Here is a 14352-nt window from a genome sequence, read left to right as displayed (position 1 = left end):
GGCGCCCGATCGGGCGCCCGTTGGATCAAACCTGTAGATGGACCTCAGAAACTGCCGCTGAGAGTGGCGAACGCCCCGATATTGGTGCCGCCCTTCTGCCCAACCGTTGTGGACAAGCCCATATCGGCCGCCAAACCGAACACCGTGCTGCGCGCGCCGAGGGTCAAGGTGCCGTAATCGCGATCCATGTCGAGGCCCGGCACCGCATAGGGCGCAAGGCCGGGCATCGACTGCAGCGAGGCGAAGGCCTGCTCGTCTTGCGATTCAAATTCGCGGTCATAGGTCAGGCGTGCGTACGGCCGGACGTTCTCGTTGATAGCGTAGCTGGCCTGCCAGCCTGCGCTACCGATCAGCGAATCGAAATCCTGGTCCGGATAAGCCAACGCGGTGGAGCTGGGATCGCTTTCGGCATAGCCATCGCGTTCGATGCGTTGCGCGAGCAGGCTCAGGACCGGTCCGTGACGGAACGCGTCCTGGCCGAATTCGTAACCGGCATTCAGACCGAGGCTGAGGTTGGTGCCGTCCGGCGAACCGCTGTGCGTACGCGTAGCCGGCCCGAGTTGCACCGTGCGATCCACGTCGTAGGAGATCCAGGTGTAGCTGAGCTGCGCATTGACCCAGGCCTGGTCGCCGTACCAGCCGACGAAACCACCCAGGGTGGCATCGGATTCGTCGAAGCTGCCCGCACGACTGCCGAAGTCGAAGTCGTTGCGGCCATAACCGCCGAATCCGCCGAACACCAGCGGCCCACGCGACCAGTCAACGCCGACCATGCCGGTCGGACCCATACCGTCGTACACATGTCCGTGGTCGTAGCGCAGCGAATCACCGCGCAGGTCGCCCCACCAGCGCATGCCGTCGGCTTCGGGCTTGCCATTGACGTGGTAGCCCACACGGTCGGCGCGGGCGCGGCCGATCACCGAGGCCGTGTACGGCAACAGCGCGATCTGACGCGGACCCTCGAGCACCGATACTGCGTAATCAGCAAGGATTTCGTGCGACCGTGAAGAAGGATGCACGCCATCGGCGAACGCATAGGAAGTGGCGGCATCGCCGGTCGCATAATTCGCTGGACTGCAGGTCAGCGAGGATGCGGTGAGCTGCGGATTGCACGCCGTTCCGGTGACATTGCTGATCCCGTACGTGCCCGAATCCGCGACGATTTCCTGCAACAGATGGAAGGTATCCAACGGTATGACGCGCAAGCCCGCTGCGCCCAGACCGGCGAACAAGGCATTGTTGTAGGTCGTCGCCAATTGCGTGCCGGCGGCCTGACTGGCCGCGCCGCCCGCGCGGAATTGCGGGGTCACGCCCAGATCCGGCACGGTCGGTACCAGCACATAGCGGGCGCCCGCTGTCTGCAGGGTTCCCACCACGCCTATCTGTGCGGTCACCGCCGCGGTGATGGTCGCCTGAGCCGGCGCGCCGCCAGCGACAGCGAAAAGGTCGTTGGCTCCGCCCCACACGGTGTACAGGGCGTTGGGATCGGCACGGCCGCCAGCGCTGGCCAAGTAATTGGTGGTCTGGGTGGCCAATGAAGGAATAGGGCCGAGTGCGCCGCTGGTGTTGGTGCCGGTACGGGCTCCACCGACGGCGTAGTTGGTGCCGCCCTGGTTGTCGCTAATGGCGTTGGTCCCGTAGAACTCGGCCACGTACTCGGACCAGACCAGGCCCGGATTGGTGGTGAAGCGCCCTATCAGCGCACCGTTGGGTCCCACGACTTGGATCAGCGCCGGACGGAAGTGGCCCGAATCGGTAAGGCTGTCGCCAATGAATACAGTCTGCGAATAGGGGTGGTTCTGGGCGAGCGTCGGCAACGCGGCGAGGGCCAATGCCACGGCAAGGGCGGAACGGACGGGACGGACGAAGGACTGCATCAAGTTTCTCCAAGAGGCCAAATTCATCCGGAACCCAAGGGTCACGGCGAAACGTACGGGGGCGTACAGGCGCGCATGGTTTCATTTCACCTGCCGCCGCTCACGCTGCATTGCGTCATAGAGTTGGGTCATAGGCTGGGCGATGCGGCAAAATGCGCGCATGGAAATCCAATTGAACGGCCAGCACAGGATCGTCGACGCGGGCAGCAGCCTGTCCGATCTGCTGCAGTCCGAAGGCCTGGCCGAACGCCGGGTGGCGATCGAAGTGAATGGCGAAATCGTGCCCCGCGGATTGCATGCTTCGCAGCGTCTGCAGCCAGGGGACCGGGTCGAGATCGTGCATGCGCTGGGCGGCGGCTAGGTTTTGATCGCTAGATATGTCGCCATGGTGGGTGCGCATAGCTGACGAAGCGCATCCGACGACAATCTCGCCCTGCGCCCGCAAACATCAGCGATAATCTTCCGATGACTTCTACAAGCCTTCACGATCCGCTCGTCATCGCGGGCAAGACCTACCGTTCGCGCCTGCTCACCGGTACCGGCAAGTTCAAGGATTTCGACGAAACCCGCCGCGCCACCGAAGCCGCGGGGGCCGAGATCGTCACTGTGGCCATCCGCCGCACCAACCTGGGCCAGTCGCCAAACGAACCTAACCTGCTCGACGTGCTTCCGCCGGATCGCTACACGCTGCTGCCCAATACCGCCGGCTGCTATACCGCCGAAGACGCCGTGCGCACTTGTCGTCTGGCACGCGAGCTGCTCGACGGCCATACCCTGGTCAAACTGGAAGTGCTGGGCGACCAGCGCACCTTGTTTCCGGATGTGATCGGTACGCTGAAAGCGGCGGAGCAGTTGGTCGCCGATGGATTCCAGGTGATGGTCTACACCAGCGACGATCCCATCTTGGCCAAGCGCCTGGAGGAAATCGGCTGCGTGGCCGTGATGCCGCTGGCAGCGCCAATCGGTTCAGGCTTGGGCATCCAGAACAAATACAACCTGCTGGAAATCATCGAAAACGCCAAGGTACCGGTGTTGGTCGATGCCGGCGTGGGCACGGCCTCCGATGCGGCGATAGCGATGGAATTGGGCTGCGACGGCGTACTGATGAACACCGCCATCGCCGGCGCGCGCGACCCCATCCTGATGGCCGGCGCGATGAAGAAAGCGGTCGAAGCCGGCCGCGAAGCGTTCCTGGCCGGGCGTATTCCGCGCAAGCGCTATGCCAGCGCCTCCTCGCCGGTCGACGGGCTGATCGGCTGAGATGACCGGCACGGCGCCCAACCCTCCGAAACCCTATACGGTCACCACAGGCCACCGCGCAGTACGCAGTTTCGTGCTGCGCCAGGGTCGCTTCACGCCGGCGCAGCAGCGCGCGTTCGATGAGCTTTGGCCGCGCTTCGGACTGGACTACCGCGGCACGCCGCGCGACTTCGACGAGGCCTTCGGCCGCTCCGCCGAGCGCGTTCTGGAAATCGGCTTCGGCAATGGAGATGCCCTGCGCTTCGCCGCCGCTCAGGATCTAGAGCGCGACTACATCGGCATCGAAGTGCATGCGCCTGGTGTGGGCAGGCTGTTGAACGCGCTGGAGGCCGATGGCGCCGAGCATGTGCGCCTGTATCACCACGATGCGGTGGAAGTGCTGCGCAACGAAGTCGCGGAAGGCTCGCTCGACGAAGTGCGCATCTATTTCCCCGACCCCTGGCACAAGAAGCGCCACAACAAGCGCCGCCTGATCCAACCCGAATTCGCCGCGCTGCTCGTGTCGCGCCTGCGCGTGGGCGGCCGCTTGCATGCCGCCACCGACTGGCAGGACTATGCCGAACAGATGTGGGACGTGCTGGACGCCACGCCGGGACTGGAGAATCGCGCGGGAGCGCACGGACACGTGCCGCGACCGGAGTGGCGCCCACAGACGCATTTCGAGACCCGCGGACAGAAGCTGGGGCACGGGGTGTGGGATCTTGTATACGACCGCCGCTGACATGACCGACCAAGAGGACCGCGGCGCGTAATGGACACCGCCCTGACGCTGACCAACGACATGAAGCTCGTCCTCGGGCTGGTCGGCTTCACCATGGCGATGTTCCTGTTCGAACGCATCCGCGCCGATGTCGTCGCGCTGATCGTGTTGGTGATCCTGGGCCTGACCGGGCTGGTGGCGCCGGAAGAGCTGTTCGGCGGTTTTTCGGGCAACGCGGTGATGAGCATCATCGCCACCACCATTCTAGGCGCCGGCCTGGACCGCACCGGCGCGCTGAACCGTCTGGCCTCGTGGCTGTTGCGGCGCGGCCATGGCATCGAGCAACGCCTGCTGTTGATGACCACCGGTATCGCCGGACTCAACTCCTCCTTCATGCAGAACCCGTCGGTGATGGCGCTGTACCTGCCGGTCGCCTCGCGCCTGGCGGCGCGCAGCGGTCTGTCGTTGCAACGACTGTTGCTGCCGATCGCTGCGGCCATCGTGATGGGCGGCGCGCTGACCATGGTCGGCAACTCGCCTCTCATCCTTCTGAACGATTTGCTGATATCGGCCAACAACAACCTGCCCTCGGGCATGGCCACGCTGGAACCGTTGCGTATGTTCGCGCCACTACCGGTCGGCGTGGTCTTGATCGCCGCTTCGCTGCTGTACTTTCGTTTCTACGGTGACAAGAAGCTGCGCGACGAAACCGAAACCAGCGTGGCGCCGGCGCGCACGGAAAGCTATTTCGCCAGCACCTACGGCATCGAAGGCGATGTGTTCGAAATGACCGTCACCGCCGAAAGCCCGCTGGTGGGCATGTCGCTGGGCGAGGCCGAAGCGATCCACGATGCGCCGCTCATGCTCGCTCTTCAGACCGGGAGCGACACGCGGTTGTCGCCGCCTGCGGACATGCGGATTTGGGTGGGCAGCGTGTTGGGCGTCATGGGCGCACGACAGGAGGTCCACGATTTCGCGCAGAACCATTTCCTGCGTCTGTCCTCGCGCTTGCGCCATTTCGGCGATCTGTTCAATCCCAGCCGCGCGGGTATTTCGGAAGCCGTCATCCCGCCCACTTCCCGTTACATCGGCAAGACCGCCGCCGATCTGCGTTTGCGCAAGCAATCGGGCATCAGCCTGCTGGCGATCAACCGCGACAAGAAGGTCATGCGCGAGGACGTGCGCAAGGTCCCGCTGCGTGCGGGCGACCTGCTGGTCTTCCACAGCATCTGGCAGGACCTGGCGGTGGCCGCCGAAAGCCGCGATTTCGTGGTGGTGACCGACTACCCCAAGGGCGAGCAGCGTCCGCACAAGTTCAAGATCGCGATGACCATCTTCGCCATCACCATCCTCATCGCGTTGACCTCGAAGCTGCCGGTTTCGCTGACTTTGATGACCGGCGTGGCCGGCATGCTATTGACCGGCGTGCTGCGCATGGACGAAGCCTATGCGGCGATCAACTGGAAGACCGTATTCCTGATGGCGGGCTTGATCCCGTTGGGTTGGGCCATGGACAGCAGCGGCGCCGCGGCCTGGGTCGCGGGGCATACGGTGGAACGGCTTCCGGAAGGCATTCCGATCTGGCTGCTGGAAATAGCGGTCGCGCTGCTGACCACCGCGTTCTCGCTGGTGATCAGTCATGTGGGCGCGACCATCGTGATGGTCCCGCTGGCGATCAATCTGGCCCTGGCCGCCGGCGGCAACCCCACCGCCTTCGCGCTCATCGTCGCCTTGTCGGCTTCCAACAATCTGATGACCGCCTCCAATCCGGTGATCTCGATGATCACCGGTCCCGCCAACTACACCAGCCGGCAGTTGTGGCGTGTCGGCGGCCCTTTGTCGTTGATTTACACCTGCGTCGTGGTGCTGACGATCAACCTGATGTTCTGGTGGATGGCTCGTGCGGGCTGACCGAACGTGACTCTGACCCTGAAGACCGTTCCCGGAGCTTTTGCGGTCTGCCGTTTCCCGGCGGCGACGGAAGTGCCCCACTGGTTCCACCCTGGCGGTTTCGCTTCGGTTTCCTGGAGCGATGAAGAGCTGTCCATCGTCTGCGACGAATCGCAGGTGCCCGAAGATGTGCAATGCGAGCGCGGCTGGCACTGCCTGATGTTGCAGGGACCTTTCGCGTTCGAGCTGACTGGCGTGCTGCTGAAAGTGTTGCAGCCGCTGGCGGCGGCCAAGATCGGGATTTTCGCCGTCTCCACGTTCGATACGGACTATGTGCTGGTCAAAGACCACGCATTCGAGCTGGCGAAGCGCGTACTGGCGGAAAGCGGACTGAACCTGATCGATTGACTGGAAGTCGGTCGAAGCGTGGCCTTGCTCTTTGTAGAGCCGAACTTGCTCAACTGCTTTTTATTCTGTGCGAATAGCAGCCGAGCAAGCTCGGCTCTACGCACTACCGTCGCTCAGCACTACCTGTCCATCGCGTACTTCCACCGCCACTGCACGCAGGGAATCGCCCCTGCAGGGTCCGGCGATGCAATCGCCCCTTTCCAGTTCGAACGAAGCGCCATGCGCCGCGCAAATCAGATGCCCTTCCTTGCTTTTCAGGAACTTACCGGGCGCCCAATCCAATCGCCGCCCCGCATGCGGACAGACGTTCAGCCAGGCGCGCGCGTTTGCACCATTGCGATGCACGATCAACGATTCGGCGTCGCCGTCCACCAACGCCTCGATTTCGGCGAATCCGCCATCTTCGATTGAATCCAGTGCGATCAGGGCCATAGGTTTAACGAACTTCTCACACTGTCATGTTTCGGTCATCCGATACTGCGCCACCGGCTTCCGCCGCATTCTGTCACGACCCACGCCGATGTCCGCCAACCGCTTCCGTTTCGACAGCTCCCGCCTGCGCTCCCTATTCGCGCCGCGAAAGCCGCGCCACCCCTTGCTGCGCCTGGCGTTCGGCATCGTGGGATTGGGTCTGCTGTGCTTGCTGGTCTTCTTCAGCGTGTTCGTGGGCGCGGCAATGATCGTGGCCGGCGTGGCCTGGAAGCTGCTGAGCCAGCGCGGCAAGCCCATCGCCGTGCGGGACGCCAACGTAGTGGAAGGCGAATACCGCGTAGTTCGCAAACCGGTGTTGCCGCTGTCGCATTGAAGCAACGCCACGATGCCTTGACTGGCAGGCGTTCCGCTTAAACTGTCGCGTCCGGAACACATGGCGCGAACTCAATGACCGACCTGATCCCCTCGCCCGCGCAGGCGCGCGTTCCCGTGCGTGGTGGCGGCACTTTTCCTGTACACCGCATCTACTGCGTAGGACGCAATTTCGCCGATCACGCTAGGGAAATGGGCGCGGCGGCGCCGGCTTCGAAAGCCGAACGCGGCCAGCCGGTTTTTTTTCTCAAGCCTGCGGACGCCATAGTCACGAATGGAGCCGATGTGCCTTATCCGCCCGGCACCAACGATCTCCATCACGAAGTGGAACTGGTGGTCGCTCTGGGCAAGGATGCGCTTGCTGGTGTCCTCGCTCCGGAAGACGCCGGCCCGCTGGTCTTCGCCTACGGCGTGGGGCTGGACCTGACCCGTCGCGATCTGCAGGGCGCGGCCAAGGCCAAGGGACTGCCCTGGGATACCGGCAAGGGCTTTGATAATTCGGCGCCGATCAGCGAACTGGTGCCCGCCGGCGAAGTAAGCGCACTGGGAACGCTTGGTCTGACCCTCAAAGTCAACGGCGAAACGCGCCAGCACGGTGCTTTAAGCGACCTGATCTGGGACGTGCCCGACATCCTGCACGAGCTCTCCAAACTATTCGCGCTGAAGGCCGGCGATCTGGTGTTCATGGGGACGCCGGCCGGAGTCGGCCCGATGGTGGCGGGCGACACGTTCGTAGCCACGCTGGAGGGCGTGACCGAACTTCGCGGGCGCATCACCGCTGCCTGACCTGGGCCACGTTATAGTCCGCTGGCATGGACGCGTCGGCGTCCGATAGAGAAGGAGAGCTGCATGGGCATGATCAGCGAGTTCAAAGAATTCATTTCACGCGGCAACGTGGTCGACCTCGCCACGGCCGTGGTCATCGGTGCGGCGTTCGGGAAAATCGTGACCGCGCTGGTGGACGGCATCGTGATGCCGGTTATCGGCTTCCTCACCGGCGGCGTAAGCGTCAGCGACTGGAAGTACGTGCTCAGTCCCGCCTCGGTCGATGCGGCCGGCAAGCAGGTGGCCGAAGTCGCTATCCGATACGGGGCCTTCATCCAGACGATGATCGATTTCCTGTTGATTGCGCTGGTGATCTTCCTGATCCTCAAGGCCTACAACCGCGTTCGCAAGCCGGCGGAGGCGCCGCCCGTGGCCACCCCGGAAGACGTGCTGCTGCTGCGCGAGATCCGCGATTCGCTGAAGAAGTAATTCCCCGACTTATTGCACATTGCGCCGAAGCCGCGGGCTGCTAAGCTCGCGGCTTCTCTTTTTCCGGAACACGCCATGCGTTTGCTGCCGTTGTTGCTCGCACTTTCTATTTCCCAGAGCCTCTACGCGGCGGAACGCGAGACGCGCATTCCGGATGCGGCGCTCGCAGTGGCTTCGACATTGCGCGAGAAGGCGCTGGCCGATAACACCGGCTGGAACACGGTCGAATCGCTCACCACCGAAGTGGGCCCGCGGCTGGCGGGCAGCGAAGCCGATGCGCGCGCGGTAGCGTGGGCGCAGGCCAAGTTCAAGGCCTTGGGTTTCGACAAGGTATGGACCGAAGCGGTGACCTTTCCCAAATGGGAGCGCCGCAGCGAACGCGCCGCGATCCTGGGCGCCCACACGCAGCCGCTGATCATCACCGCGCTGGGCGGCAGCCCGGGCGGGAAACTGGAAGCCGAAGTGGTGCGCTTCGCCGATCTGGCCGCGCTAGAAGCCGCGCCCGAAGGGTCGCTGGCCGGCAAGATCGCGTTCGTCGACTACCAGATGCAATCCGCACGCGACGGCAGCGATTACCGCAATGGCGGCGCCATCCGCGGCAAAGGTCCTTCGGCGGCCATCCGCAAGGGCGCTATCGGCTTCCTGATGCGCTCGGCCGGCACGGACCACCATCGCGTCGCGCACACCGGCATCACGCGCTTCGAGGAGGGCCTGACGCCGGTGCCTTCGGCTTCGCTGACCATTCCCGACGCCAATCAGCTGGCTCGGCTGCTGGCGTTGGGCCCGGTGCGCGTGTCGGTTGCGCTCGATTGCGGCTGGGACGGAGAAGCGACTTCCTACAACGTCATCGGCGAGATCACCGGCCGCAGCAAACCACAGGAAGTGGTGTTGATCGGCGGACACCTGGATTCATGGGACCTGGGCACCGGCGCGATCGACGATGGCGCAGGCGTGGCCATCACCATGGCGGCCGGACATTTGATCGGCCAGCTGAAGCAGGCGCCCAAGCGCACCATCCGCGTGGTCGCTTTCGCCAACGAAGAACAAGGGTTGTATGGCGGCAAGGCCTACGCGGCCAAGCATGCCGCGGATGCGGGCAAGCATCAGCTGGGCGCGGAGAGCGATTTCGGCGCGGGCCGCATCTATGCCTTCAATACCGGCGCGCCGGAGCACGCCAAGGCCGCGACTCGCCAGATCGCCGAAGCGCTGGCGCCGCTGGGCATCGAATACACACCAGACAAGGGCAGCCCGGGTCCGGATATCGGCCCCATCGCGGAGAAGGGCACGACCTGGGCCTGGCTGGCGCAGGACGGCAGCGATTACTTCGATCTGCACCACAACGCCGACGACACCTTGGACAAGATCGACCCGAAAGCGCTTGCGCAGAACGTTGCCGCGTACACGGTGTTCGCGTATTTGGCGGCGGAAGCGGATGGGGATTTCGGTAGTGTGGTGAAAGCGGCGGAACCGGCGCCCGCAGGCACCAAATAAGTTGTCATCGTCAGAATCGTCATCCCAGCGAAAGCTGGGATCCATCTTGATCTTGCTTTCGTTTTTTTTGATACCAAAGGCAAAGTCAAAATGGATCCCAGCTTTCGCTGGGATGACGTGACGGGTTTAAAGGAGCTACGGGCTCATCTTTCTCATCGTCGCCACTGCGCCAGGAAAACCGCCGTAGCCGCAGCCACATTCAGACTTTCCACCGCGCCGGTGCCGGGGATCGATAGCTGCAGATCGCAAGCCTTGGCCAGCGCATCGTCCATGCCCTCGCCTTCGGCACCCATCACGTAGACCAATCGCTGCGGCAGTTCGATGGCGAACAGGTCCACGCCGCCGCGCACCACGGTGGCGGCCAACTGGAACCCGGCGTCGCGCAGTTGCGCGATGGCGGCCACCCGATCCTCCATCCGCACCAGCGGCACTTGCTCGGCGCCTCCTTCGGCGACGCGCGCAGCCGCGCCGGAAACCGCCAGCGTCGATTCGCGCGACTGCAGGATCGCGCTCACGCCGAAATGGGCGGCAGAACGCAGGATCGCGCCAAAGTTATGCGGATTGCCCACGCCATCCAGCCACAGCGCCAATACCGGCCCCGCAGGCAGAGACCGCAGCCAGGCGGACAGCCCCAATGGATCGATCCGCAGCACATCCGCCACCACGCCTTCGTGGTGGGAGCTGGCGGCGAGCTTGCCCAGATCCGCTTCCTCGACCACGCGATAGCCGATACGGTTCTTCACGCACCAGGCGAGCAACGGTTGCAGCTGCGGAATCCGCGCTTCGGAAAGATAGAGCTTGCGGATGGCTTCTGGCCGTTGCGCGAAAACCGCTTGCACGGCATTGAGCCCGTAGTAGCGCAGCTCTTGCTTGTTGCCGCTCTCATGCCTGACGGCGGGCCGCTCCTCGCGTTCGGACGATGCCGCCTGCTGGCGCGGGCCGGTATTCTCGCGCTTGCGCGTCTCGGTGGTGCGGATGGAAGCCTTGTCCCAGGGGGAAGGCGGTTTAGTGGTCATCGTCCAGGCTCCTTCGCACTTTGGCGAACAGGCGCAGATCATGCAGCACTCCGCGCTTGAATACTGCAGCGCGTTGCACGCCCTCCTCCATGAAGCCGTTCCTACGCAGCACTTGCGCCGAGCCCACGTTGAAGGCCAGCACATTGGCATACAGCCGATACAGCTGCAGCTCCTGCATCGCCCACGGCGCGAACAGCGCGACGGCGCGGGTCATAGTGCCCTTGCTCCAGTGCGTGCGGCCCAGCCAATAACCGAATTCCGCGGAATGCGCGCGCTCGCCCTTGCCCGGATGTGCACCGATACCGCCGCAGGCTTCGCCTTCGATCTCGATGGCGAACACCGGATCGGATAGGTCGATGACCCGGCCGGAGAGGAAGTTTTCGCCGTCTTGGCGCGTGTACGGAAACGGAAAGCGGTCGCTGACGCCGCGCGAGACCTGTTCGTCGTCGGCATGGCGAACCAGCGCATCGAGATCGGACTCGCGCCAAGGCCGCAACAGGAACCCTTCGCCCTGGATCTGCCGCTCAGCCATGCCCGCCCACCGACGGAGTCTCGCCCTCCAGCTTCTCTAATTCGTGCGCCACGGCTTCGGGAGACTTGGTGAAAGGCGCCAGCAGCGTGTAGGCCGCGGGCACCACCAGCAGCGACAGCACCGTGGAGAAGGCGACGCCGAAAATCACCACCACACCGATGGTCGCGCGGCTGGCCGAACCCGGGCCGCCAGCCAACACCAGCGGCACCGCGCCCATGATCGTGGCGATGGAAGTCATTAGGATGGGCCGCAAGCGCACCGAACACGATTCGAGGATCGCGTCGTGGATGCTGCGGCCCTCGTCGCGCAGCTGATTGGCGAACTCCACGATCAGGATGCCGTTCTTCGCCGCCAGTCCCACCAGCATGACGATGCCGATCTGGCTGAAAAGATTCATGGTGCCGCCGGTGACCCACAGACCCAACAGTGCGCCCAACACGCCCAGCGGCACGGTCAGCATGATGCCCAGCGGGTGGATGAAGCTCTCGAACTGCGCCGCCAGCGCCAGGTAGACGATCAGCAGGGCCAGCGCGAAAGTAAACAGGACCGCGCCACCCGCCTGCTGGAATTCGCGCGATTCGCCCTTCCAATCCACTTGCGCGTGCTCGGGCAGCTCTTCCTGCACCACTTGCTGGGTCCAGGCGATGGCCTGGCCCAACGGATAACCGGGCGCAAGTCCCGCGGAAATGGTGATGGCGCGCAGCCGGTTGAAGCGATTGAGCGTGCCCGGTTCGGCCAACTCGCTGAGCGTCACCAGATTGGACAAAGGCACTAGCGCGCCGCTGCTCGAACGCACCTGAATCGCCTGCAAATCGGCGGGGCTGGCGCGACCGGCTCGGTCGGCCTGCACCAGCACGTCGTATTCCTCGCCGTTGTCGACGAAGGTGGTGACCTGACGCGAACCCATCATGGTTTCCAATGCGCGGCCGATATCGGATACCGACACGCCCAGGTCGGCGGCGCGCATGCGGTTGATATCCACGCGCATCTGCGGGCGGGTTTCCTTGTAATCCGAATCCGGACCGACGAAACCGGGATTTTCCTGCATCCGCGCCAACAGCTTGTCGCGCCACTGCGCGATCTCCACATAGTCCGGACCGCCCAGCACGATGTTGAACGGCTGCCCGCGCGAACGCACCAGGCCGCCGCTGACCTGTGTGCGTGCGCGCACGCCGGACAGCACCGAGAGTTTCTTCTGCAGATCGGCGGCGACGTCGGCGGTTTTCTGATCGCGCTTGTCCCAATCCTGCAGGAACACCGCCATGCGCCCGGTGTGCATTTCCTCGCTGGCGCCGAAACCGCCGGGCACGCGCGGATTGGCACGCTGGATCGGCTGGTCGCCGCCGATCATCGGCGCGACGATCCGCTCGACCTGCTGCATCTGCTTCACCGTGTAATCGAAGCCTGCGCCCTCGGGCCCGTCGATCATGACCTGGAAAGATCCGCGATCCTCGGCAGGCGCCAATTCCGAGGGGATGACGCGGAACAACACGACCGCGGCGATCATCGCGGCCACCATCAGTCCCCCGAACAGCCAGGTCCGGTGCACGGACTTCTCCAGCACGCGCCGGTAGCCGCCGCTTACCTTCTCGAACTGCCGGTTCACCCACTGATGCACGCGGTTCGGCTTCTCCTTGGCGTGCGGTTTGAGCAGCTTCGAAGACATCATCGGTGTCAGCGACAAGGCCACGAAGGCGGAAATCGCGACCGCCGCCGCCAGCGCCACCGACAATTCACGGAACAGGCGACCGGTATTGCCCTCCAGGAATCCGACCGGCAGGAATACCGCGATCAGCACCGCCGTCGTCGCCAGCACCGCGAAAGCCACCTGCGCGGTACCGCGCTTGGCCGCCACCAGCGGTGGTTCGCCCAGGTCCACGCGACGCTGGATGTTCTCCACCACCACGATGGCGTCGTCCACCACCAGACCGATACACAAAACCAGCGCGAGCAGGGTCAGCAGATTGATCGAAAAACCGAAGGCATACAGCGCGATGAAGGCGGCGATGAGGCATACCGGCACGGTGACCGCCGGGATCAGCGCCGCTCGCACGCTGCCCAGGAATAACCAGATCACCAGCAGCACCAGGACGATGCCTTCGGCCAGGGTTTCGTAGACGCGATCCACCGCCGCATCGATGAAGGTGGTGGTGTCGAAGGCAACGAAGATGTCGGTGCCCTTGGGCAGGGAAGGACGGATCTTGTCGGCTTCCGCGCGCACCGCGTGCGCCACGTCCAGGCTGTTGGCGGTGGAAGTCTTGACCACGCCCAGGCCCACGTTGGGCACGCCGTTGCTGCGGAAATACGCGCGACGTTCTTCCGATGCCAGCTCCACCTTGGCCACATCGCCCAGGCGCACCACGTAACCGTCGGCTCCCTTGCCGAGCGGGATCTGCGCGAAGTCCTCGGGCTTCTGGTAGTTGCGGGTGACGCGCAGGGTGAAATCGCGGTCGGTCGATTCTATGCGGCCGGCCGGCGGCTCGACGTTCTCGCGGGCCAGGGCGTCCTCGACATCGCCGACCGCCAGGCCGCGCGCGGCCAGCTCGTCGCGGTTGAGCCAGATCCGCATCGCGTAGCGCTGGCGGCCGCCGAAATTGACCTGGGCCACGCCGTCGATGCTGGACAGGCGGTCGACCACGTAACGCTCGGCGTAGTCGCTGAGCTGCAGCGTATCCATCGTGCTGGAGCTCATGTTGAGCCAGATGATGGGGTCGGCGTCGCTCTCCACCTTCGCGATCTGGGGCGCCTCGGCTTCTTCCGGCAGGCGGTCGACGACCCGGCTCACCGCGTCGCGCACGTCGTTGGCCGCCGCTTCGATGTCGCGCGAAAGATTGAATTCGATGCTGATGTTGGAGCGGCCGTTGGCGCTGCGCGATTCGATGGTGCTGACGCCCTCGATGCCCGACAGCGCGTCCTCCAGCACCTGGGTGATCCGTGTCTCCACCACCGACGCCGAAGCGCCACGGTAGTCGACCGACACCGAGACGATGGGCGGATCGATCGCCGGCAGTTCGCGCAGAGTCAGTCGGCTGAAGGACATCACGCCCAGCACGATCAGCAGCAGGCTCATCACCACGGCGAACACCGGGCGCTTGATCGACAGATCGGACAGCTTCATCG

At 64.3% G+C, this 14352-nt stretch carries 14 protein-coding genes; 9 read left to right on the top strand and 5 right to left on the bottom strand.

Annotated features, from left to right (window positions below):
• Positions 1–44 precede the first annotated feature (44 nt).
• Positions 45–1877 carry an autotransporter domain-containing protein gene (locus tag AC1DTQ_RS13795; RefSeq protein ID WP_477850322.1) on the bottom strand — a complete coding sequence of 611 codons (1833 nt, stop codon included), beginning with the start codon at positions 1875–1877 and terminating at the stop codon, positions 45–47.
• Positions 1878–2037: 160 nt separating this feature from the next.
• On the opposite strand from AC1DTQ_RS13795, the gene thiS reads away from it, so the two are divergent.
• The 5 genes from thiS to AC1DTQ_RS13770 all read left to right on the top strand — a co-directional run bounded on the left by thiS (position 2038) and on the right by AC1DTQ_RS13770 (position 6135).
• Positions 2038–2238 carry a sulfur carrier protein ThiS gene (gene thiS, locus AC1DTQ_RS13790; RefSeq protein WP_477850320.1) on the top strand — a complete coding sequence of 67 codons (201 nt, stop codon included), beginning with the start codon at positions 2038–2040 and terminating at the stop codon, positions 2236–2238.
• Between the two features lie 104 nt (positions 2239–2342).
• Positions 2343–3137 (top strand): thiazole synthase, encoded by a 795-nt coding sequence (locus AC1DTQ_RS13785; RefSeq protein WP_477850318.1) that lies wholly within the window; start codon positions 2343–2345, stop codon positions 3135–3137.
• Position 3138: 1 nt separating this feature from the next.
• The gene (gene trmB / locus AC1DTQ_RS13780) at positions 3139–3858 is read left to right on the top strand and encodes a tRNA (guanosine(46)-N7)-methyltransferase TrmB (RefSeq protein WP_477850316.1); all 720 of its coding nucleotides are present in this window, start codon (positions 3139–3141) and stop codon (positions 3856–3858) included.
• A gap of 30 nt (positions 3859–3888) precedes the next feature.
• Complete coding sequence (locus tag AC1DTQ_RS13775; protein WP_477850314.1) at positions 3889–5748, top strand: SLC13 family permease; 1860 nt, start codon at positions 3889–3891, stop codon at positions 5746–5748.
• A gap of 6 nt (positions 5749–5754) precedes the next feature.
• The gene (locus AC1DTQ_RS13770) at positions 5755–6135 is read left to right on the top strand and encodes an ACT domain-containing protein (RefSeq protein ID WP_477850312.1); all 381 of its coding nucleotides are present in this window, start codon (positions 5755–5757) and stop codon (positions 6133–6135) included.
• 96 nt (positions 6136–6231) lie between these two features.
• Here the strand turns inward: AC1DTQ_RS13770 and AC1DTQ_RS13765 are convergent, their stop codons facing one another.
• Positions 6232–6567, bottom strand: coding sequence for a Rieske (2Fe-2S) protein (locus AC1DTQ_RS13765; protein WP_477850310.1), 336 nt, complete (start codon positions 6565–6567; stop codon positions 6232–6234).
• An 88-nt stretch (positions 6568–6655) separates the two neighbouring features.
• Here AC1DTQ_RS13765 and AC1DTQ_RS13760 point away from each other — a divergent pair, with 88 nt between their 5' ends.
• The 4 genes from AC1DTQ_RS13760 to AC1DTQ_RS13745 all read left to right on the top strand — a co-directional run bounded on the left by AC1DTQ_RS13760 (position 6656) and on the right by AC1DTQ_RS13745 (position 9684).
• The gene (locus AC1DTQ_RS13760; RefSeq protein WP_477850308.1) at positions 6656–6940 is read left to right on the top strand and encodes a hypothetical protein; all 285 of its coding nucleotides are present in this window, start codon (positions 6656–6658) and stop codon (positions 6938–6940) included.
• Between the two features lie 74 nt (positions 6941–7014).
• The gene (locus AC1DTQ_RS13755) at positions 7015–7725 is read left to right on the top strand and encodes a fumarylacetoacetate hydrolase family protein (protein ID WP_477850307.1); all 711 of its coding nucleotides are present in this window, start codon (positions 7015–7017) and stop codon (positions 7723–7725) included.
• A gap of 63 nt (positions 7726–7788) precedes the next feature.
• Positions 7789–8193 carry a large-conductance mechanosensitive channel protein MscL gene (gene mscL, locus AC1DTQ_RS13750; RefSeq protein ID WP_477850306.1) on the top strand — a complete coding sequence of 135 codons (405 nt, stop codon included), beginning with the start codon at positions 7789–7791 and terminating at the stop codon, positions 8191–8193.
• Between the two features lie 75 nt (positions 8194–8268).
• Positions 8269–9684: a M28 family peptidase gene (locus tag AC1DTQ_RS13745; protein ID WP_477850304.1), complete on the top strand. Its 1416-nt coding sequence runs from the start codon at positions 8269–8271 to the stop codon at positions 9682–9684.
• A 152-nt stretch (positions 9685–9836) separates the two neighbouring features.
• Here the strand turns inward: AC1DTQ_RS13745 and AC1DTQ_RS13740 are convergent, their stop codons facing one another.
• From AC1DTQ_RS13740 to AC1DTQ_RS13730, 3 genes are read right to left on the bottom strand one after another with little or no spacing between them, the layout of a single operon-like run.
• Positions 9837–10700 (bottom strand): TrmH family RNA methyltransferase, encoded by an 864-nt coding sequence (locus AC1DTQ_RS13740; RefSeq protein WP_477850303.1) that lies wholly within the window; start codon positions 10698–10700, stop codon positions 9837–9839.
• Positions 10690–11232, bottom strand: a complete 543-nt coding sequence (locus tag AC1DTQ_RS13735; protein WP_477850302.1) for a GNAT family N-acetyltransferase — start codon at positions 11230–11232, stop codon at positions 10690–10692. The genes AC1DTQ_RS13740 and AC1DTQ_RS13735 overlap by 11 nt, the downstream gene beginning before the upstream one ends.
• Positions 11225–14350, bottom strand: a complete 3126-nt coding sequence (locus tag AC1DTQ_RS13730; RefSeq protein ID WP_477850300.1) for an efflux RND transporter permease subunit — start codon at positions 14348–14350, stop codon at positions 11225–11227. The genes AC1DTQ_RS13735 and AC1DTQ_RS13730 overlap by 8 nt, the downstream gene beginning before the upstream one ends.
• Between the last annotated feature and the right edge of the window lie 2 nt (positions 14351–14352).

It is taken from the genome of Pseudoxanthomonas sp. P4_B2 (assembly GCF_056402315.1).
Note: the sequence above shows the minus strand (reverse complement) of the source record. Positions and strands in the feature narration are given on the sequence as shown.

Coding starts and splice junctions, on each gene's coding strand:
- mscL (WP_477850306.1), top strand. CDS start 7,789: ATGGGCATGATCAGCGAGTTCAAAGAATTCATTTCACGCGGCAACGTG.
- AC1DTQ_RS13765 (WP_477850310.1), bottom strand. CDS start 6,567: ATGGCCCTGATCGCACTGGATTCAATCGAAGATGGCGGATTCGCCGAA.
- AC1DTQ_RS13760 (WP_477850308.1), top strand. CDS start 6,656: ATGTCCGCCAACCGCTTCCGTTTCGACAGCTCCCGCCTGCGCTCCCTA.
- trmB (WP_477850316.1), top strand. CDS start 3,139: ATGACCGGCACGGCGCCCAACCCTCCGAAACCCTATACGGTCACCACA.
- AC1DTQ_RS13745 (WP_477850304.1), top strand. CDS start 8,269: ATGCGTTTGCTGCCGTTGTTGCTCGCACTTTCTATTTCCCAGAGCCTC.
- AC1DTQ_RS13775 (WP_477850314.1), top strand. CDS start 3,889: ATGGACACCGCCCTGACGCTGACCAACGACATGAAGCTCGTCCTCGGG.
- AC1DTQ_RS13755 (WP_477850307.1), top strand. CDS start 7,015: ATGACCGACCTGATCCCCTCGCCCGCGCAGGCGCGCGTTCCCGTGCGT.
- thiS (WP_477850320.1), top strand. CDS start 2,038: ATGGAAATCCAATTGAACGGCCAGCACAGGATCGTCGACGCGGGCAGC.
- AC1DTQ_RS13740 (WP_477850303.1), bottom strand. CDS start 10,700: ATGACCACTAAACCGCCTTCCCCCTGGGACAAGGCTTCCATCCGCACC.
- AC1DTQ_RS13785 (WP_477850318.1), top strand. CDS start 2,343: ATGACTTCTACAAGCCTTCACGATCCGCTCGTCATCGCGGGCAAGACC.
- AC1DTQ_RS13735 (WP_477850302.1), bottom strand. CDS start 11,232: ATGGCTGAGCGGCAGATCCAGGGCGAAGGGTTCCTGTTGCGGCCTTGG.
- AC1DTQ_RS13730 (WP_477850300.1), bottom strand. CDS start 14,350: ATGAAGCTGTCCGATCTGTCGATCAAGCGCCCGGTGTTCGCCGTGGTG.
- AC1DTQ_RS13795 (WP_477850322.1), bottom strand. CDS start 1,877: ATGCAGTCCTTCGTCCGTCCCGTCCGTTCCGCCCTTGCCGTGGCATTG.